Origin of the sequence: Amycolatopsis sp. TNS106 (assembly GCF_019330265.1) — a bacterium.
Lineage (GTDB): Bacteria > Actinomycetota > Actinomycetes > Mycobacteriales > Pseudonocardiaceae > Amycolatopsis > Amycolatopsis lurida.
In genome coordinates this window covers 7337370-7356731 of sequence record NZ_CP024972.1, presented here as the reverse complement: position 1 = coordinate 7356731, position 19362 = coordinate 7337370, and the positions used below count along the sequence as shown (strand labels likewise).

Here is a 19362-nt window from a genome sequence, read left to right as displayed (position 1 = left end):
GTTTACGGCTTGCCGCTCCCGTGCGACTCACCCAGCGTGCGGTCGCCAGCGGTACCGGATCCAGCCGGGGACGGGTTCGGCGCCGAGCTGGGCGTAGAACGCCTCGCCCTTCTCGTTGCCCTCCTGCATGTCCCATTCGACCCGGCCGGGCGACCGCGCGGCCAGTTCGTCGAGCAGCTCCCGTCCGAGGCCGAAGCGGCGGTGTTCCGGGCGCACGAAGAGGTCGTCGAGCCAGATCCCCGGCCTGGCCTCCCAGGTGGAGAAGTTCCAGCTGCAGAAGGCGAAGCCCGCGACCTTGCCCGGCTCACCCGGAGGGGTGGCCAGCAGCACCCAGGCCTTCGGGCCGGGTCCGAAGAGGAACCCGGCCATCTCCTGCCTGTCGAGCTTCAGATCGTGTTTGTCCTCGTAGACCGCGTGCTCCTCGATGAGCGCGCAGATCTCCTCGATGTCGTCCGCGACCGCGTCCCGCACCGGCATGGGGTCTCAGCTCCGTTCGTAGACGATGTCGCCGCCGACGGCGGTGGCGACGACGTGGATCGAATCCCAAGTGGACTCGTCGGTCGGGTCGGCCGAGAGGACGGCGAAGTCGGCGAGCTTGCCGATCTCCAGCGTGCCCAGGTCCTTCTCGGCGAAAGCGGCGTACGCGGATCCGTACGTGTACGCGCGCAGCGCTTCGGCAGGGGTGAGCCGCTCATCGGGCCCCAGTACGACGCCGGACGCGGTCTTCCGTCGCACCATGTCGGCCAGCGCGAGCAGCGGCGCGCCCTCGACGACCGGGCGGTCCGAGCTGGCCGGGAGCACGCATCCGGCGTCGAGCAGGCTCTTGAGGCGGTAGCACCACGGCTCGCGCTCGGGGCCCAGCGCGGCCTGCATGCCGTCGCCGATCTCGTTGACGAACCGGCCCTGCGGCGACGCGATCAGCCCCAGCGACGCCAGCCGCTTCAGCTCCGCCGGCCGCAGCACCGCGCAGTGCTCGATGCGGTGCCGGTGGTCGGGCCGCGGGTCGGCGTTGAGCGCGGCCTCGTAGGCGTCGAGGACGACGGTGATCGCGCGATCACCGATGGCGTGCGTCGCGATCTGCCAGCCCGCCTTGTGCGCGGCGGCGATCGTCCGCGCGATCTCGTCCTCGGGCACCTGGAAGTAGCCGACGTTGTCCGGCTCGCCCGCGAACGGCTCGTGCATCGCGCAGGTCCGGCCGATCAGCGATCCGTCGGCGAACAGCTTCATCGCGCCGATCCGCAGCCATTCGTCACCGAACCCGGTGCGCATCCCCAGGTCGAGACCGTAGCCGGCCCCCGCGTCGAGGTCGTGGAGCACGCTCGCCGCGACCATCACCGTGCTCCGCACGCGCAGCACCCCGCGCTCGCGGGCCAGCTGGTACGCGGCGAGTTCGGCGGGGGTCTCCCCCACGAGGCCCCCGCCGATCCCGGCCTCCTGGACACTCGTGATTCCCTCGGCCAGGTACCGCTCACTCGCCCTGTCCAGCCCGCGGACGACCCGCTCCACCGGCGTCGGGTAGGTCAGCGGCCGCAGCATGAGCTGGGCCTGTTCGCGCAGGAGCCCGGTCGGCGAACCGTCCTCGTCGCGGACGACGTCGCCGCCCACCGGCACGTTCTCCAGGTCCAGGCGCTCCAGCACCGCGGAGTTGACCACGGTCATATGCCCGGACGTGTGCTTGAGCCGCACGAGGTGCCCCGGAGCGGCGCGATCCAGCCCCTGCCTGGTCGGATGGCCGCCCACAAGCTTGTTCTGGTCGTAGCCGCTGCCGATGATCCAGCCACCCGGCGGGGTTTCGGCCGCGCGCCGCGCGACGGCGTCGTACACCTCGTCGACACTGCGGCAATCCGAGAGGGCGACGTCGTCGAGCGCCATGCCGAACCAGGCCATGTGGTTGTGCGCGTCGTGGAAGCCGGGCACCACCACCGACCCACCGAGGTCCACGCGACGTTTGGCGGAAAGGGCGGCGGCATCGTCGTCCAACGCGACGATTCGTCCGTTCAGCACCGCAAGCGCCACGGATTCCTCTGTTCCAGTGAGGAACCGGGCGTTCTCGTAGACCGTGTCGACCCGCATGGATTCGACCCTATCGATCGATCGATCGGTCGTCTAGGCTCGGCGTCATGAGCACCGTGGACTACGCACTCGACGACGGCATCGCCGTGATCTGGCTGAACCGCCCGGAGCGGCTCAACGCGGTGGTCGCCGAACTGGTCGACGACCTGTTGGAGGCGCTCGACGCGGCCGCCAAGTCGGACGCGCGCGCCGTCGTGCTGGCCGGGCGGGGACGGGCTTTCTGCGCCGGTCACGATCTCAAGGAACCCACCCCGTCCGGAGACGCAGCTGATTCCAGGGCGCGCCTCGACCGGCTCCAGGACGTGACCCGCCGTCTTCGCGGGCTGCGTCAGCCCGTCATCGCCGCGGTCCACGGCTACGCGATCGGCGCGGGCGCCGAGTTCGCGATGGGCTGCGACCTGATTCTCGCCGCCGAGGACGCCGTGTTCGCCTTCCCCGAGGTCTCCTTGGGCCTGAGCGTCACGGGCGCGGCGTCGCGGTTGCTGCCGCTGCTGGTCGGCCCGTTGAAGGCCAAGGAACTCCTGCTGCTGGGAGAACGCGTGAGCGGCACCGAGGCGGCCGGACTCGGCCTGGTCAACGCCGCCCTGCCCGTCGACGACCTGATGGACACCGCCCTCGCCTGGGCGGCCAAGATCGCCGCGCATCCGGCGGCCGCGGCCACGATGGCCAAACGCGCCCTCGATTCCGGCATCGACAGCTCCCTCGACGCCGCCCTCGAACTCGAAGTCAGCCACGCGCTGATCACCGAGCACTCCGCGGAGGTCGCCGCCTCGGCCGAGGCGTTCCGGAGCCGGTCGTGACGTCGCTCGCCGGGATCGACACCCTCCTCGGCCTGACCACCAGGGCCGCCGCGCTCTGGCCGGACAAGACGGCGTGGATCTTCGACTCCACCGGGGAGAGCTTCACGTTCGCCGACGTCGACGCGCGCAGCACCGAGTTCGCCCGCGCGTTGCTGGAGCTCGGCGTGGAACCGGGCGACCGGGTCGCGGTGATGCTGCGCAACCAGCCCGAGTTCCCGTTGCTGTGGCTGGCACTGGCCAAGATCGGCGGGGTGCTCGTCCCGGTCAACACCGGGTACCGCGAGTTCGACGGCGCCCACGTGCTCCGGCATTCCGGCGCCAGGTTCGCCGTGACCGCCGAGGAATTCCTGGAGCTGCTGAACAAGATCGCACCGGAGACCTCGCTGGAGCACGTGCTCACACCCGGTGAACTCACCGGATCCGGCGCCGCCCCGGTCTTCGCGACCGAAACCGAGCGTCCGGTCAACATCCAGTACACCTCGGGGACCACGGGCGCGCCCAAGGGCTGCGTACTGCCGAACCGGTACTGGACGACCCTCGCGATCGGCCTGGCCTCGGACTACCCGTCGGTCGGCACGGACGACGTCATCCTGACCGCGCAGCCGTTCCACTACATCGATCCACAGTGGAACGTCGCGCTGGGGCTCGCGGGCGGCGCGACCCTGGTGGTGCTCGACCGGTTCCACCCATCGACGTTCTGGGACAAGGTCCGCGAACACGGCGTCACCTGGTTCTACTGCCTCGGCCTGATGCCCACCCTTCTGCTGCGCCAGCCGGAAAGCGAGCTGGACAAGGCGCACCAGGTCCGCGCGATCTGCGCTTCGGCCATCCCGCGGGACCTGCACGCCGCGCTCGAAGCACGCTGGGGCGCGCCGTGGTACGAGGCCTTCGGCATGACCGAGACCGGCGGCGACATCCGGATGTACCCGGCGGATCACGACGAGACCGTCGGGACCGGCTGCCTCGGCAGGCCGACACCCGCCCGCGAGGTGGTGATCGCCGGCGAGGACGGGAAACCGCTGCCGCGCGGGGAAACCGGTGAGCTGCTGATCCGCGGGGTCGGCCTGATGCACGGCTACCACGACGATCCCGAAGCGACCAGGCGCGCGTTCGACGGCGGCTGGTTCCACACCGGCGACCTGGCCACAATGGACGCCGAGGGGCGCGTGTACTACGTGGGCCGCACCAAGGACATGATCCGCCGCAGCGGCGAGAACATCTCCGCGGACGAGGTCGAACGGGCGCTGCAGCTGCATCCGGCGGTCAAGCTCGCCGCCGTCGTCGCGGTGCCGGACGACATCCGCGGCGAGGAGGTCAAGGCGTACATCGTCCTCGACGAGAACGAGGGGCACCAGTGCGAACCGGCCGAACTGGCGGAGTTCTGCTCGGCGAAACTGGCCTACTTCAAGGTTCCCCGGTTCTGGTCCATCGCGGCGGAACTGCCGATGACACCGTCGGAACGGGTCGCGAAGGGCGAGCTGAAGAAGGCGGGCGACCTCCGCGCCGGTGCCTGGGACAGGACCACCGGAACATGGCTCTGAACATGGACCCTCGGCGGGAAAAAGAACCTCGGGTCGTGAGCACCCGGGAGAGAGTCCGCCAGGCGGCGGTGAAACTGTTCGCCGCCAAGGGGTTCCACGGCACCGGCATCCGGGATCTGGCGCAGGAGGCCGAGCTGTCGTCCGCCAGCCTGTACCACTACATGGGCACCAAAGAGGATCTGCTGGTCGCCATCATGAACGAGTCGCTGCGGCGCCTGCTCGACGCGGCAGAGCGGGCGACCGCCGGGCTCACCGATCCCGTGTCGCGGCTCGGCTCCCTGGTGGCGCTGCACGTGCTCGCGCACGCCATCCAGCCGGATGACACCCGCGTGGTGGACAACGAGGTCCACGCGCTCACCCCCGGCGCCAGGGCCGAAGTGGTGGGGTTGCGCGACGCCTACGAAAGGCTGTGGGCGGATGCCATCGAGGACGGTGTCGCGGCGGGTGTCTTCCACACCGACCAGCCGTCGGTCACCCGGCTCGCACTGGTGGAGATGTGCAGCGGGGTCGCGCGCTGGTATTCGCCGTCGGGACCGCTCACCCTGGATCAGCTGGCCGCCCATTACGCGGAACTGGCGCTGCGGGCGCTCGCCTGCGAAGGCCGGCTGGACGTCAGGGCATTGCAAAACTGCCGTGAAGTGGTCTCGGGAGTGTGGCGAGTGCCCGTTTAGCGGCGACTCATACCCCTTACGCCTTGCTCAGACGGCTTCTCTGGGGGACGCTCGAAGGGTGACTGAGCAAACGATCCAACTCGAACTGGACGACTCGGGTCTCTCGCCGGCGTTGCCGGTGCCTTCGAACCCCCGTGATCAGGTGCAGGACGTCCCCTACCGCCCGGTGGGCTTCCGCGACGACGACCTGCCCACGGCGCTCGAACGGTGCGCGACATGGCTACGCCAGGCTCAGGAGTGGCTCGGGGAACCGGTCGATGTGCTGGCCGTCCATCTCGACTACGACGACCGCAAGGGTTCGCCGTACTACGACGTGAAACTTCTCTGCAACGAGGAGGACCTCGCCGGGGTCCCGATCGCGATGCGGAACCAGAAGGACGAGGACGAGGACTAGAGAGACCGACGCGATGAAGGGGCCTTTCCTCGCGAATCTTGCGAGGAAAGGCCCCTTCATCGCAGATGCGGGCAGTGCCGGCGAGCGTCGGTCAGCGTCAGCCCAAGGTGCCGCCGACCTTGACGTGCCCCTTGAGCAGGTTGCGCGCGATGGTCCGGCGCTGGATCTCGTCGGTGCCCTCGTAGATCCGCAGCAGCCGCAGTTCGCGGTACCACCGCTCGACCGGCAGTTCCCGCGTGTAGCCCATCCCGCCGTGGATCTGCAGGACGCGGTCGACGATCTCGTTCGCCTTCACGCCGCCGTACAGCTTCGCCATCGACTGCGCGTGCCGCGAGTCCAGCTTCTGGTCGACCTGCCAGGCGGCGTGCAGCACCAGCCAGCGCAGCGCCTCCAGCTCGGTGCCGGAATCCGCGATCATCCACTGGATGGCCTGGCGCTCGGCGATCTTCTGCCCGAACGTCTCCCGCGTGTTCGCGTGCTCGATGGCCATGGAGATCAGCCGCTCGCAGGAGCCGATCGCGCGGGCGGGCAGCAGGTAGCGGCCGGCGCCGATCCACTGCATGGCCAGATCGAAACCGTGGCCGAGCTCGCCGAGGATCTGCGTCTCCGGCACGCGGACGTCCTCGAAGACCAGTGACGCCGGACCCCATTCGCCCATGGTGTCGATGTACTCGGACTTCCATCCGGCGTCGCGGTCGACGAGGAAGCACGTGACGCCGCCGTTCGCGCCCTTCTCGGGGTCGGTGATCGCGAAGACCATCACGAAGTCGGCCTCGTTACCGCCGGTGATGAAGGTCTTCTCGCCATTGATCACCCAGTCGGTGCCGTCCTTGCGGGCGGAGGTCCGGATGGCCTTGGCGTCCGAACCCGCGCCGGGTTCGGTGATCGCGAAACACGACTTGCGTTCGCCCGAGATCGTCGGGAGCAGGTAGCGCTCCTTCTGCTCGTCGTTGGCGTAGTACAGGATGTTGTCCGCGGCGCCGCCGAAGCGGAACGGCACGAAGGTGCGGCCGAGTTCGGCCTCCAGCAGCGCGGTCATCACCGCGGACAGGCCCATGCCGCCGTACTCCTCGGGCGTCTGCACCCCCCAGAAGCCGGATTCCTTGGCCTTCAGCTGCAGTTCGCGCAGCTCGTCGGCGGTCAGGCCGGGCTGACCGGCGCGTTCGCGGCGCAGCACCTCCTGCTCACGCGGCATGAGGTCGCGCTGGACGAACGTGCGGACCCAGTCGCGCACCTCGCGTTCCTCGACGCTCAGAGAGAAATCCATGGTCAGCCCGCTCCTGTTCGACAGTGCCCTAGCGCTGACTAAGCGCTCGCTTAGTCCAGGGTACCGCTTCGGTTGTCGTTCGCCGAGGAGTTGTCATAAGTTTTCGCAATCCGTCCCCACCTCGTCGAAGGGCACCCATGAGCACGGCAGCACCCGCGGCGAAGCGGGATCGCACCCATTACCTCTACCTCGCCGTCATCGCGGCGGTGGCGCTCGGCATCGCGGTCGGCATCCTGTTCCCCGAGGTCGGCAAGGAGTTGAAGCCGCTCGGGACCGGGTTCGTGAACCTGATCAAGATGATGATCTCGCCGATCATCTTCTGCACGATCGCGCTCGGCGTCGGCTCGGTCGCGAAGGCCGCGAAGGTCGGCCGGGTCGGCGGGCTCGCGCTCGGCTACTTCCTGATCATGTCGACGGTCGCGCTCGTCATCGGCCTGGTCGTCGGCAACATCCTCCAGCCCGGCACCGGGCTGCACCTGACGCCCGAGATCGCCGAAAAGGGACAGGACCAGATCGCCAAGAGCGAGGGCACCGTCGATTTCCTGCTCGGGATCATCCCGAAGACGCTGGTCTCGGCGTTCACCGAGGGCGAGGTGCTGCAGACGCTGCTGGTCGCGCTGCTCGCCGGGTTCGCGCTGCAGAAACTGGGCACGAAAGGCGAGCCGATCCGCCGCGGCATCGAGCACATCCAGCGGCTCGTGTTCCGCATCCTGGCGATGATCATGTGGGCGGCCCCGGTCGGCGCGTTCGGCGCGATCGCCGCCGTCGTCGGCGAGACCGGCTGGAAGGCGCTGCAGAGCCTCGCGGTGATCATGCTCGGCTTCTACATCACCTGCGCGTTGTTCGTGTTCGTGGTGCTCGGGCTGATCCTCGGCCTGCTCGCCAGGGTCAACATCTTCAAGCTGCTGAAGTACCTCGGCCGTGAGTTCCTGCTGATCCTGTCGACGTCGTCGTCGGAGTCGGCGCTGCCGCGGCTGATCGCGAAGATGGAGCACGCGGGCGTCTCCAAACCGGTCGTCGGCATCACCGTGCCGACCGGGTACTCGTTCAACCTCGACGGCACCGCCATCTACCTGACGATGGCGTCCATCTTCATCGCGGACGCGCTCGACAAACCGCTGACCATCGGCGAGCAGATCTCCTTGCTGGTGTTCATGATCATCGCGTCGAAGGGCGCGGCCGGGGTCACCGGCGCGGGGCTCGCGACGCTGGCGGGCGGGCTGTCCTCGCACCGGCCGGAACTGGTGGACGGCGTCGGGTTCATCGTCGGCATCGACCGGTTCATGTCCGAGGCCCGCGCGCTGACGAACTTCGCGGGCAACGCCGTCGCGACCGTGCTGATCGGCACTTGGACCAACGAGATCGACCGCGAGCAGCTGGACCGGACCCTGAACGGCCGATCACCGTTCGACGAGGCGACGCTGCTCGACGAAAACGCGAGTGATGCCAGTGCCGGATCGGGTATGAAGGACACGTGATCGAATGTGCGGTCCGCTGGTCCCCGCCCCTGCCCGCCGAACCCCGGTTCCTGGCTCTGCTCGACGAGCTGGAGCAGGGCCGATTCGGAAACTACCGCCAGGACATCGACAAACGCCGGTTCCTGACCGGCCGGGTCCTGGCGAAGACGGTCGCCGCCGAGCGGCTCGGCATGGCCGTCGAGGACGTGAGCTTCGACGCGACCTGTGACGACTGCGGCAAACCGCACGGACGGCCCAGGGTCCCCGGCGCGCCGCTGATGCTGTCGATCTCGCATTCCGGCGACCTCATCGGCGTCGCGGCCACCGCGGGGACGCCGGTCGGCCTCGATGTCGAGACGGCCACCAGGCGGGCCGAGGACTCGCTCATGGAGTACGCGCTGACCCCCGCGGAGCTGGCCGCGATCTCGGGGCTCCCCGACGACGAGCGCACGACGGCGTTCTTCACCTACTGGACGCGCAAGGAAGCCGTCATGAAAGCGACCGGGAAGGGCCTCAAGATCCCGCTGCAGAGCATCACGTTCTCCGGCCACGACGAGCAGGCACGGCTGGTGCGGTCGAGCCACCAGGCCCTCGACCCGGACCGGACCCGGCTCGCCGACCTGAAGGCGACCGAGGGTTACCGGGCCGCCGTCGCACTGCTGACCTCGGACGACATCGCGGTCACCGAAACCTTCGCGACCCTCTGACCCTCGCAATTCGTCACCTACTTGCGTGGGCGCTTACCGGCGCCGGGCACCGATCGGGCGCAAGTAGGTGACGAATTGCGGGGGTTCTAGATTTCCAGGCCCATGGCGGCCAGCAGGGTACGGAACTTCGCCGAGGTCTCGTCGAGTTCGGTCCGGGGGTCGGAGGCGGGCACGATGCCGCCGCCGGCGTACAGCCGCATGGAGGTGTCGGCGATCTCCGCGCACCGGATCCCGACGGCCCATTCGCCGTCCCCGGCCGCGTCGACCCAGCCGACGGCGCCCGCGTAGTACTCGCGGTCGAACGGCTCCAGCTCCTGGACCAGGGAGCGCGCGGCCTCGGTCGGCGTGCCGCACACGGCGGGGGTCGGATGCAGGGCGGCGGCGAGGTCCAGCGCGGTGACGTCCTGGTCGATCAGCTCCCCGGTGACGGTGGTCGAGAGATGCCAGATCGCCGGGGTCGAGACGAGTTCCGGTCCGCGGACGTCGAGCGTGCGGCAGAACGGCCGCAGGATCTCGACGACGGATTCCACCACGACGGCGTGTTCGACGTGGTCCTTTTCGGACGCCAGCAGGGCCTCACCGTTCGCCTTGTCGATCGCCGGGTCCGCGGACCGGGGCATCGACCCGGCATGCGGGCGGGACACGACGGCGCCGCCGGTGCGGGAGAGCAGGAGTTCGGGAGTGGCGCCGACCAGGGTGCGCCCGCCGGGCAGCTGCGCGGCGTAGGTGGTGTGCCGGGGGTTCCCGTTCGCCAGGTTCCGGACCACCTCGGCGACCGGGACGGCGTCGTCGAAGTCGAGATCGAGCGCGCGGGCCAGGACGACCTTGCGCAGGTCACGTTCGCTCAGTGCGGAGACGGCGGCGCGAACGGCGGCCAGATGCGCCTCCGGCTCGGGCACGGGAGTGACCTTGACCGGCCGCGGAAGCGCGGTGCGCGGCGGGACGGCCGCGTGTTCGGAAGACGCGCGATGGAGCGCACGGGGCAGGACCAGATGCCCCGGCATCGAGGTGGTGTCGAAGGGCAGCACACCGACCGCGATCGACGCACCCGAGTCGGTGAACAGCCCGGGAAGCGCCCCGGACAGCCGCGACGGCTCGGCCTCGGTCGCGGTGGCCACGACCCCGCTCGCGAGGAGCGCGTGCCGTGCCGTGGCCAGGAGGAAGTCGCCCCGCTCGTAGCGGGCGGCCAGGTCTGCCGGGGTCGCCGGTGCGGTACTGGTCGTCACCCCACCAGCGTCCCAGGCTCCGGCTGAGACCAGGGGAAAGTGTTGCCCGGGCAACAGCCTCTCAGGCAACACCTTCCCCCGGACAGCCCGTGACCTGGGCGGAAGCGTTACTTCAGCGCCTCGAGAAGGGCTTCACGCTGCCGCTCGCCCAGGCCGGCGGCACGCCGGTCCGGGTCGATCCCGGCCTGCTCCAGCAGGGCGGCGACCTTGACCGCGCCCAGGCCGGGCACGGCCTTCAGCAGCTGCGTGACCTTCGTCTTGCCGATGGTCTTGTTCTCCTTGGCCTGCTTGAGCACCTTGTCGATGCTCTCCTTGCCGGACTTGATCGACGCAAGCAGCTCGGAGCGCGCTTTGCGAGCCTCAGCCGCCTTGGCGAGGGCATCGGCGCGCTGCTCCGGAGTCAACGTGGGCAGAGCCAACGTAGTAGTCCTTTCATCTCAGGTCTCCGCTTTCGCGGCCGACGGCCTTTAAACCATGCTTGCAAGAGCAAGCGCTGGCCAGCCGTCTCTGTACCACGGCTCCAGTAAACGCCACCCGTTCCTCGGCCGTGAAACCGACACGCACTTATTACCCCTCGACCACGCCGCGGGCAACCCGCCCCAGCCTGCGGAAACACGCCGTTCGAGCGGCGATTCGTTCGCGTTCATCACCCTTATGAGCGATGCCATCACTTCGCACAGTCGGCCATTTTTCGTTTCATGGCAGGAAAAATACGAATTATTGATGATCTTGATCCGAACCGGCGAACACCCGTTAGCGCGACACTGTGACCGAACGGTTGCCTGCGATGTTACTGACCGGTTCACCCCTCCCGGATTAGAGTCGGCGCAACCCCAGTTCACCGGAGAACGAGCACCACGGGAGTACGCGATGTTGAGCACGATGCAGGACGGACAGCTGTCACTGGGCAGGCTGCTCCGCCACGGCACCACGGTGCACTCCGAAAGCGAAGTCATCACCTGGACCGGTTCAGAAGCCCGCCGGGAGACTTACGGCGAACTCGGCAAGCACGCCGCCCGCCTGGCCAACGCGCTCCGGAGCCTCGGCATCACCGGTGACCAGCGCGTCGGCACCTTCATGTGGAACAACGCGGAGCACATGGCCGCGTACCTCGCCATCCCGGCCATGGGCGCGGTGCTGCACACGCTGAACATCCGGCTGTTCCCGGAGCAGCTCGTCTTCGTCGCCAACCACGCCGAGGACCAGGTCGTCATCGTCGACGGCACCCTGATCCCGCTGCTGGCCAAGCAGCTGCCCGAGCTGAAGACCGTGCGTCACGTCATCGTGGCCAACGGCGACGCTTCCGCCCTGACGGCCCCGGACGGCGTCCAGGTGCACTCCTACGCCGAACTGCTGTCGGGCCAGCCGGACACCTTCGACTGGCCCGACGTGGACGAGCGCTCGGCCGCCGCGATGTGTTACACCTCGGGCACCACGGGTGACCCGAAGGGTGTCGCGTACTCCCACCGGTCGATCTGGCTGCACTCCATGCAGGTCACGATGTCCGACAGCATGCGGCTGGCCCAGCACGACAAGGCCCTCGCGATCGTCCCGATGTTCCACGCGATGGCGTGGGGGATGCCGTACGCGGCGATGATGGTCGGCGCCTCGCTGCTCATGCCGGACCGCTTCCTCCAGCCCGCGCCCATCGCCCAGATGCTCGAGGCCGAGAAGCCGACCTTCGCCGGCGCCGTCCCGACGATCTGGCAGGGCCTGCTCTCCCACCTCGACGCGAACCCGCAGGACATCTCGCATCTGCGCGAGGTCGTGGTCGGCGGATCGGCGGCGCCGCCGTCGCTGATGCACGCGTTCGAAGACCGCTACGGCGTGCCTATCCTGCACGCCTGGGGCATGACCGAGACGTCGCCGCTGGGCAGCGTCGCGCGGCCGCCCGCCTCCGCGACCGGCGAGAAGGCCTGGGAGTACCGCTACACCCAGGGCCGGTTCCCCGCGTCCGTCAGCGCCAGGCTGATCGGCGACAACGGCGAGGAACTGCCGTGGGACAACGAAAGCGTCGGCGAGCTCGAGGTGCAGGGCCCGTGGATCGCGGCGTCGTACTACAGCGGCACGACCGGTGACGAGCCCGACCCGGAGAAGTTCCACGACGGCTGGCTGCGCACCGGCGACGTCGGCAAGATCAGCCCGGACGGTTATCTCACGCTGACCGACCGCGCGAAGGACGTCATCAAGTCCGGTGGCGAATGGATCTCCTCGGTCGATCTGGAGAACCAGGTGATGGCGCATCCCGCGGTGGCCGAGGCGGCCGTGGTCGGCATCCCCGACGAGAAGTGGGACGAGCGCCCGCTGGTCGCCGTGGTGCTCAAGGAGGGCCAGAAGGTCACGGCCGAGGAGCTGCGCGAGTTCTTGTCCGACAAGGTCGCGAAGTGGCAGCTTCCGGAGAACTGGACCTTTGTGGACGAAGTCCCGAAGACCAGTGTCGGCAAGTTCGACAAGAAGCGGCTGCGGGCGTTCCACTCCGAAGGCAAACTCGACATCAGTCAGCTCTAACGGGTTAATCTCCCGCGCGCCTGCCCTTCCGTGAAGGCCATCTTGAGGGACGCTGTTCCCCGAAGATGGCCTTCACTGCGTTCGGCGAAGGGTTTTGTTGGTGCGTAAGACAAACAGGCGAACGTTCCTGGCGCTGGCGGGGACGACCCTGCTTTCCGCCTGCGGATCCAACACCGTCCAAACGGGAAACCCGCCGCCCTCGACGGCCTACTCCGCCGGGGTGACCAGGCCGAAACCGAAACCGGTGGACCTCGCGCAGTGGTACCACCCGTATCCCGAGGCCGGTGTCCAGGAAGCCGTCACGCGGTACGCGGCCGCGTACCAGAAATCCAAGGTCGCGGTGCAGTGGAATCCCGACGACTACGAGACGAAACTGAACGCCGCGCTGCAGGCGGGCCCGGTGCCCGACGTCTTCGAAGGCCAGGTCACCGTCGATCGCGTCCGGCAGAACCTCCTCGTCCCGCTGGACGACGTGATCGGGCCCGTGCGCGGGGATTTCAACCCTTCGGTACTCGCGGCGCAGACGGTCGACGGCAAGACCTACGGCATCCCACAGGCGCTGGACACCCAGGTCCTGTTCTACCGCAAGAGTTTCCTGCAGGAAGCGGGAGTCCAGCCGCCGCAGACACTGGACGAACTCGTGGACGCGGCGAAGAAACTGTCCAAGGACGGCGTCAAAGGACTGTTCGCCGGCAACGACGCGGGCGCGGCGGCGCTCGCCGGGCCGCTGCTGTGGTCGGCGGGGCTCGACTACGTCAAGGACGGCAAATCCGTCGGCTTCGACGATCCGCGTGCCGCCACGGTGTTCGCGAAACTCCACGAGCTCAACGGCTCGCTGCTGCTGGGCGCTTCGACGGACTGGGCGGATCCGCTCCCGTTCATCGACGGGCTCACCGCCATGCAGTGGACCTGGCTGTGGAATCTGCCGAAGATCCAGGACACGCTGAAGGACGACTTCGGTGTCCTGGCGTTCCCGAGGTTCGACGCGGCGGGCGCGCCGTCCGTCCCGGTCAGCGGGTTGAGCGCGATGGTGCATTCCAAGAGCCTGAACCCCAACGCCGCCAAGGACTTCGTCAAATGGCTGTGGCTGGAGCGGGTCGACTTCCAGCAGGAGTTCGCCACCAGATTCGGTTTCCACCTGCCCGCACGGCTGAGCGTGCTCGACAAGGTCACTGCGGCGGCCGACGCCGCGAAGCTGGTCAAGGAGAACGGCCGCGCCGCCGGTCCATTGTGGACACCGACGGCGAACACGGCGCTCGTCGACGCGCTGGGCCGGATCGTCCGCGACGGCGCCGACCCGGTCGCCGAGACCAAGGCCGCCGTCGAGGCCGTCAAAGCCGAACTGGGTCGCCTGGCCGCGTGACGCGCCGCGCGCGTACGTAAGCGACGATCAACACGATCGACAGGATCACCGCGCCGCCGTCGGTGACCAGGGACGGGAGCACACCCGGCCAGCCATGTTCGGTGATCGCCGCCCGGTGCACTTCGAACGGCACGACATACACGCCGAACGCCTGTCCGACGTTGACCGCGAGCACCGGCCAGAACAGCCATGGCCAGCGGAACCACACCAGCAGGCCGAGCGCGTTTCCGACGATGAAGACGTTGCCAACCAGCCTCAGCGCGCCGAGATACGCGGGTGCGTCGCCGGTGTCCACCCCCTTGAGCCGCATGCTCGACTCGATCAGATCCACATCGATGATCACGTAGTTCTGCAGCGTCGTCCCGGCGACGAAAATGATCGAGCACAGCACCGTGACCAGGCGGATCTTCGATGTCCAGAGCATCACCATCCCCATCCCTATCAGTGATAGAGACAAATCTATCACTGATAGAGTCCTCGGGTGGCTCGCAAAGGCTCGCTCGACCTCGTCCAGATCACCGAAGCCGCCGTCGAACTGCTCAATGAGGCCGGTCTCGCGGAACTGAGCACCCGACGGCTGGCGGCGAAGCTCGGCGTCAGCTCGCCGACGCTGTACTGGCACGTGCAGAACAAGGCCGAACTGCTGGACCTGGTCGCCGAGGCGATCTGCGCCGACGCTTTCGAGATCGACGCCGACCTGCCGTGGCGCGAACAGCTCGCGAGCGGGCTTCGCCAGTTCCGCGCCCTGCTGCTGCGTCACCGAGACGCGGCCGCGCTGCTGCGCCAGCGGCCACCGACCGGACCGCACCGGCTCGGCCACATCGAGACGACCGCGCGGATCCTGCTGGAGGCGGGTTTCTCCGAAGAGGACACCGCGGGGATTTCGCGTCTGCTCACGGCGCATGTCCTGGCGTCGGTCGAAACGCTCCCCGCGCGGAGGCCGGACGAAGGGTTCCTCGCCCGGCTCGAGGCGTATCCGCATGTCGGCAGACTGGGTCCGGCTTTCGCGGCGCAGAGCGGCGAGGAGCTGTTCGAGCTGGGCGTCGAGGTGATCCTCGACGGGCTCGCGGCCCGGCTGTAGTGGGTCGCGATTCGGGTTGACTCGCGTGATCAGGCACGTAACTCGCGTGATTGGATGCCGCACTTGATGTTCCGCCTCTGATCACGCGAGTTTCGTCCTTGATCACGTGAGTTCCGGCTTCGATCACGCGAGTGCGGTGCCACGTCACGAACGCGCCCGAAGCACCAGCGTCGAACTCGGCCCGCAAACCTCGTGAGTGGCGCTCGGGTTAGAGCGGACCGGCATTTACCTACCTAAGCCTGACCGGGCGAAAGTGGTGGTTCCGCGGCCGCCAGGGATGCCCGGTCTTGGACTTGATCAACGGAAGGTTCGGGACACTCAACGTCCCCGACCCTCCGTTGATCAAGGTCGCGCCAGGCGCGACCGGTGGCAGACGAGGCCCCCGTCGACCGCCGATCACACCAGTGGGTAGGTAAATACGAGTCCGTCAGAACACGAATCGCCACTCACGACCACCTGAACCGGCCCTAGTCCCCGGAGACGCCCCAGATCGCCAGCTCGACGGCGACGTCGTTCTCGTACAGCAGCGCGCAGTTCGCGCTCCAGCGCGGGCGGCGTTCGTACGGCAGCCGCCCCGCCTTGTCGAGTTCGTCGAAGTCGGCGACGGACGGCTCCTCGGAACCGAAGGCGGCGACGAGTTCGGCGTCGGTCAAGGGGCGGATCGTGCCGAAGTCGTCCTCGCCCATGGCGCTGATGAACTCGTGGACGTCCAGCACGGAGTGGGTCCCCGACTCCTGGACGCTCTCCACCTCGTACAGCTCGTCGATCGAGTCCGGGCGGCCGAGTTCGTCTTCCTCCCAGAGGTAGTCGCCCTCCTCGAAAACGCGCGCCTTCATCGCGTCCAGCGCCGCTTCCGGATCGCCGTCGAACCGGCCGCGGACGGACCATGCCGAAGCACCCACCTGGCCACCTCCCACGCTCGCCAAGCGGCCAGCGTAACCAGCCCGCTTGGCTTCCCGACGACTCCGCCGAACGTGACAAATTTTCGCATTACCCTTTTCTGGCGTTCACCTCCCGGCTAACGTCTTGCGGCATCGTCCTTCCGCGACATCCATCCGCGACGACTGGGGGCACCGCCATGTCCGTCATCTCGAGGCGCACCTTCACCGCGGCGGGCGCCGCCGGCGTCGGCCTGCTGCTGTGCACGCCGACCGCCAACGCGTTCGACCGGGCGCTGGCGCGCACCGCGAGCCGCGCGGTGCGGACCGCGGGCACCACGCTCGAAGCCGCGGCGGCCCCGTTGACCAGCGGACCGGGTTATACGCGGCTGACCGCGGGCCCCGGCTGGCCGCTCGTCGTCCGCGGCGACCTGGCCGCGCCGAAGTCCGGCCGCGACGACCGCCGCCGCGCGATGGCGTCCTTCGCGCAGTTCACCGACCTGCATTTCACCGACGCCGAAAGCCCGGCGCGGTTCGAGTACCTGCACCCGTTCGTCGGCTCGGCGCACCGGCCGCAGGAAACCCTCGGCCCCGTCGCGACGACGGCGCTGGTGGAGCGGGTGAACAGCCTGAAGGCGGGCCCGTTCACCGGACGGCCGATCGACTTCATGGTCACCACCGGCGACAACACCGACAACCACGAGCTGATCGAGCTCGAATGGTTCCTCAAGGTGCTCAACGGCGGCACGGTGAACCCGACCTCGGGCGACCCGGACGTGCACGAAGGCGTCCAGACGTCCGGGTCCTCGCACTACTGGAACCCCGGCAAGACGCTGGACGACGCGTACACGAAGAAGGGCTTCCCGCAGCTGCCCGGCCTGCTCGGCGCGGCCTCGAACACCTTCACCTCGCCCGGCCTCGACGTCCCGTGGTTCTGCACCTTCGGCAACCACGACGACAGCATCGTCGGCACCGTGCCGGACTTCCCGGGAATGGACGCCTGGTACACCGGCCGCTTCAAGGTGATCGGCAAGGACGAGACGACGTCGCGGAAGCTCGCCAAGGCGATCGGGTCCGGCTCCGGCGTCCCGGTCACGGAGCTGTTCGGCGGCTCGGGCACGATCCGCGAGATCACCCCGGACGAGCGAAGGCGGCCGTTCAGCACCGCGGAGTTCGTGCGGCACCACCTCGACTCCGCCAACACCGGCCCCGGCCCGGTCGGTCACGGGTTCAGCGAGAACAACGCCGACGGGCGGAACGTGTACTACACCTTCCGCATCGCGCCGGGCGTCGTCGGCATCAGCCTCGACACCACGACGATGGCCGGGCTGGCCGACGGGTCGATCGGGCTCGGGCAGTTCACCTGGGTGGAGAACACGCTCAAGCGCAACAGCTCGACGTACTACGACTTCTTCGGGCGCAAGGTCACGCAGAACGTGACGGACGAGCTGTTCATCCTGTTCAGCCACCACACGAGCGACACCATGGGCAACGTGCTGCCGGACGCGCGCCACCCACTGGAGCTCCGGCTCAACGGCGACACGTTCGTCTCGCTGCTGCACCGGTTCCCGAACGTCCTGGCGTGGGTCAACGGGCACACGCACCACAACAAGATCACGCCGCACGTCGGCAAGACCGCGAAGCAGAGCTTCTGGGAGATCAACACCGCTTCGCACATCGACTTCCCGCAGCACGCGCGGATCATCGAGGTCGCCGACAACGCCGACGGCACGTTGTCGCTGTTCACGACGCTGATCGAGGCGGAAGCCCCGTATGCGGCGTTCTACTCGGACACCTCCACGCAAGCGCTTGCGTCGCTGTACCGGGAGTTCTCTTACAACGACATCCACGCCTCGCTTTCCGCCGTCGGCACCGCCCAGGACCAGAACACGGAACTCCTCCTGCCGAACCCGCTCGCCTGAGTCACGTCTTCGACCACGCGAGTCACGTGCCCGGCGGCGGCACTCGTGCGATCGGGGGTAACTGTTTACATACCTCGCGCGACCGGCGAAAATCCCTTCCCTACTGGGTGGACACGAGGGATGGAGCGCCGGATGCGGATACGAGGGCTGGTCACGCTGCTGACGATCGCGACGATGACCGCGGTGACGGCACAGACGGCGGAGGCCGGTCCCGGCCACGCCGACGACGAGTCGATCGACTACCGGGAATGGTCCGGTCACCACGGATTCCGTGACGGCAGGCTCGAAGGGCTCGGCCTCGACCACGGCGCGCTGCGCATCGACCGCCCGATCGGCACGATCGAGCACACCGAACCCACGCTCGGCACCACGAAGACCTACGAGTACGGCCAGTGGACGTCGAGGAGCCACACCCAGGGCTTCGACGCCTCCCAGCTGGTCGCCTCGTGGAACGCGAAGACGCCGGCCAAGACGTGGATCAAGGTCGAAGCCAAGGGCCGCACCGCCACGGGCACGGAGACCTCCTGGTACGTCATGGGCCGGTGGGCGAGCGGGGACGCCGACATCAAACGCACCAGCGTCGACGGCCAGAGCGACGCCAACGCCGTGGTCGACGTCGACACGCTGGTCATGAAGGCCGGTGTCGCGCTCCGCTCGTACCGGCTGCGGGTCAGCCTGTACCGCGAGGCAGGCTCCCGTGCCACGCCGTCGGTGACGTCGGTCGGCGCGATGACGTCGCTCGTCCCGGACCGCTTCGAGGTCAAGGCGACGAAACCGGGCCGCGCCACCGGCATCGAGCTCAAGGTGCCCGCCTATGCGCAGAACCTCCACAAAGGACAGTTCCCCGAGTACGGCGGGGGCGGCGAGAACTGGTGCAGCCCCACGTCCACCGAGATGGTCGCCGAGTACTGGGGCAAACGGCCCAAGCCCGAGGACATGACGTGGATCCCGGAGGGTTACGTCGATCCAACCGTCGCGTACGCCGCCCGCTACACGTTCGACTACGCCTACGACGGAACAGGCAACTGGCCGTTCAACACCGCGTACGCCGCTTCACTCGGACTGCGTGGGCACATCACCCGTTTGCACTCCTTGAACGAACTCGAAAACTACATCGCGCGCGGCATCCCGGTGATCACTTCGCAGTCGTTCAAGGCCGAGGAACTCGACGGCGCGGGCTACGGCACCGCCGGGCACATCATGGTCGTCGTCGGCTTCACGAAGGACGGGGACGTGATCGCGAACGACCCGGCCGCCAACAGCAACGACCGGGTCCGAAACGTCTACAAACGACACCAATTCGAGACGATCTGGCAGCGTACCAAGCGGTACAACACGAATGGCGGCGTTTCCAGCGGCCCCGGCGGCGTCGCCTACATCATCACTCCTGGGCGCTGAATCGGTACCGCACCCGAGCGGATGTCGCGATCCCGGTCGTCTTCGTGGCAAGCTGCGAAGTCACAGACTCGGAGGT

The 19362-nt window shown here is 68.2% G+C and carries 18 protein-coding genes; 11 read left to right on the top strand and 7 right to left on the bottom strand.

Going from position 1 to position 19362, the window contains the following annotated elements; translation table 11 throughout:
* Positions 1 to 27: 27 nt before the first annotated feature.
* Together CVV72_RS33980 and CVV72_RS33975 are read right to left on the bottom strand one after the other, a co-directional pair.
* Positions 28 to 477 carry a GNAT family N-acetyltransferase gene (locus tag CVV72_RS33980; RefSeq protein WP_219148075.1) on the bottom strand — a complete coding sequence of 150 codons (450 nt, stop codon included), beginning with the start codon at positions 475 to 477 and terminating at the stop codon, positions 28 to 30.
* A 6-nt stretch (positions 478 to 483) separates the two neighbouring features.
* On the bottom strand, positions 484 to 2073 hold the full coding sequence (locus tag CVV72_RS33975; protein ID WP_219148073.1) for an amidohydrolase: 1590 nt from the start codon (positions 2071 to 2073) through the stop codon (positions 484 to 486).
* A gap of 47 nt (positions 2074 to 2120) precedes the next feature.
* Between CVV72_RS33975 and CVV72_RS33970 the strand changes: the two genes are divergently transcribed.
* Genes CVV72_RS33970 through CVV72_RS33955 form a run of 4 tightly spaced genes read left to right on the top strand, consistent with a single transcriptional unit; the run spans position 2121 to position 5479 of the window.
* On the top strand, positions 2121 to 2873 hold the full coding sequence (locus CVV72_RS33970; RefSeq protein ID WP_219148071.1) for an enoyl-CoA hydratase/isomerase family protein: 753 nt from the start codon (positions 2121 to 2123) through the stop codon (positions 2871 to 2873).
* Complete coding sequence (locus tag CVV72_RS33965; RefSeq protein WP_219148069.1) at positions 2870 to 4414, top strand: AMP-binding protein; 1545 nt, start codon at positions 2870 to 2872, stop codon at positions 4412 to 4414. The genes CVV72_RS33970 and CVV72_RS33965 overlap by 4 nt, the downstream gene beginning before the upstream one ends.
* Positions 4415 to 4449: 35 nt before the next feature.
* Positions 4450 to 5085, top strand: coding sequence for a TetR/AcrR family transcriptional regulator (locus CVV72_RS33960; protein ID WP_219148067.1), 636 nt, complete (start codon positions 4450 to 4452; stop codon positions 5083 to 5085).
* Positions 5086 to 5143: 58 nt separating this feature from the next.
* Positions 5144 to 5479 (top strand): hypothetical protein, encoded by a 336-nt coding sequence (locus CVV72_RS33955; RefSeq protein ID WP_034308634.1) that lies wholly within the window; start codon positions 5144 to 5146, stop codon positions 5477 to 5479.
* A gap of 97 nt (positions 5480 to 5576) precedes the next feature.
* Here the strand turns inward: CVV72_RS33955 and CVV72_RS33950 are convergent, their stop codons facing one another.
* Positions 5577 to 6746, bottom strand: a complete 1170-nt coding sequence (locus CVV72_RS33950; protein WP_034308631.1) for an acyl-CoA dehydrogenase family protein — start codon at positions 6744 to 6746, stop codon at positions 5577 to 5579.
* 137 nt (positions 6747 to 6883) lie between these two features.
* Here CVV72_RS33950 and CVV72_RS33945 point away from each other — a divergent pair, with 137 nt between their 5' ends.
* Positions 6884 to 8224, top strand: coding sequence for a cation:dicarboxylate symporter family transporter (locus tag CVV72_RS33945; RefSeq protein ID WP_219148065.1), 1341 nt, complete (start codon positions 6884 to 6886; stop codon positions 8222 to 8224).
* Positions 8221 to 8910, top strand: a complete 690-nt coding sequence (locus tag CVV72_RS33940) for a 4'-phosphopantetheinyl transferase superfamily protein (RefSeq protein WP_219148063.1) — start codon at positions 8221 to 8223, stop codon at positions 8908 to 8910. Before CVV72_RS33945 ends, CVV72_RS33940 begins: the two co-directional genes overlap by 4 nt.
* An 86-nt stretch (positions 8911 to 8996) precedes the next feature.
* On the opposite strand, the gene CVV72_RS33935 is transcribed toward CVV72_RS33940, so the two are convergent.
* Both CVV72_RS33935 and mihF read right to left on the bottom strand, forming a co-directional pair.
* On the bottom strand, positions 8997 to 10136 hold the full coding sequence (locus CVV72_RS33935; RefSeq protein WP_219148061.1) for an isochorismate synthase: 1140 nt from the start codon (positions 10134 to 10136) through the stop codon (positions 8997 to 8999).
* A 107-nt stretch (positions 10137 to 10243) separates the two neighbouring features.
* Positions 10244 to 10555 (bottom strand): integration host factor, actinobacterial type, encoded by a 312-nt coding sequence (gene mihF, locus CVV72_RS33930; protein ID WP_005155963.1) that lies wholly within the window; start codon positions 10553 to 10555, stop codon positions 10244 to 10246.
* A gap of 451 nt (positions 10556 to 11006) precedes the next feature.
* On the opposite strand from mihF, the gene CVV72_RS33925 reads away from it, so the two are divergent.
* The gene (locus CVV72_RS33925; RefSeq protein WP_219148058.1) at positions 11007 to 12644 is read left to right on the top strand and encodes a long-chain fatty acid--CoA ligase; all 1638 of its coding nucleotides are present in this window, start codon (positions 11007 to 11009) and stop codon (positions 12642 to 12644) included.
* Positions 12645 to 12744: 100 nt separating this feature from the next.
* On the top strand, positions 12745 to 14007 hold the full coding sequence (locus CVV72_RS33920; protein ID WP_219148056.1) for an ABC transporter substrate-binding protein: 1263 nt from the start codon (positions 12745 to 12747) through the stop codon (positions 14005 to 14007).
* On the opposite strand, the gene CVV72_RS33915 is transcribed toward CVV72_RS33920, so the two are convergent.
* Positions 13976 to 14431, bottom strand: coding sequence for a hypothetical protein (locus tag CVV72_RS33915; protein WP_219148053.1), 456 nt, complete (start codon positions 14429 to 14431; stop codon positions 13976 to 13978). The two genes, CVV72_RS33920 and CVV72_RS33915, sit on opposite strands and share 32 nt — an antisense overlap.
* 57 nt (positions 14432 to 14488) lie before the next feature.
* Between CVV72_RS33915 and CVV72_RS33910 the strand changes: the two genes are divergently transcribed.
* Positions 14489 to 15088 (top strand): TetR/AcrR family transcriptional regulator C-terminal domain-containing protein, encoded by a 600-nt coding sequence (locus CVV72_RS33910; protein WP_219148051.1) that lies wholly within the window; start codon positions 14489 to 14491, stop codon positions 15086 to 15088.
* A 467-nt stretch (positions 15089 to 15555) separates the two neighbouring features.
* Here CVV72_RS33910 and CVV72_RS33905 read toward each other — a convergent pair whose 3' ends face one another.
* The gene (locus tag CVV72_RS33905; protein ID WP_219148049.1) at positions 15556 to 15990 is read right to left on the bottom strand and encodes a hypothetical protein; all 435 of its coding nucleotides are present in this window, start codon (positions 15988 to 15990) and stop codon (positions 15556 to 15558) included.
* A gap of 176 nt (positions 15991 to 16166) precedes the next feature.
* On the opposite strand from CVV72_RS33905, the gene CVV72_RS33900 reads away from it, so the two are divergent.
* Together CVV72_RS33900 and CVV72_RS33895 are read left to right on the top strand one after the other, a co-directional pair.
* Complete coding sequence (locus CVV72_RS33900) at positions 16167 to 17888, top strand: TIGR03767 family metallophosphoesterase (protein ID WP_219148047.1); 1722 nt, start codon at positions 16167 to 16169, stop codon at positions 17886 to 17888.
* A gap of 132 nt (positions 17889 to 18020) precedes the next feature.
* Positions 18021 to 19286 (top strand): C39 family peptidase, encoded by a 1266-nt coding sequence (locus CVV72_RS33895; protein ID WP_219148045.1) that lies wholly within the window; start codon positions 18021 to 18023, stop codon positions 19284 to 19286.
* Positions 19287 to 19362 lie beyond the last annotated feature (76 nt).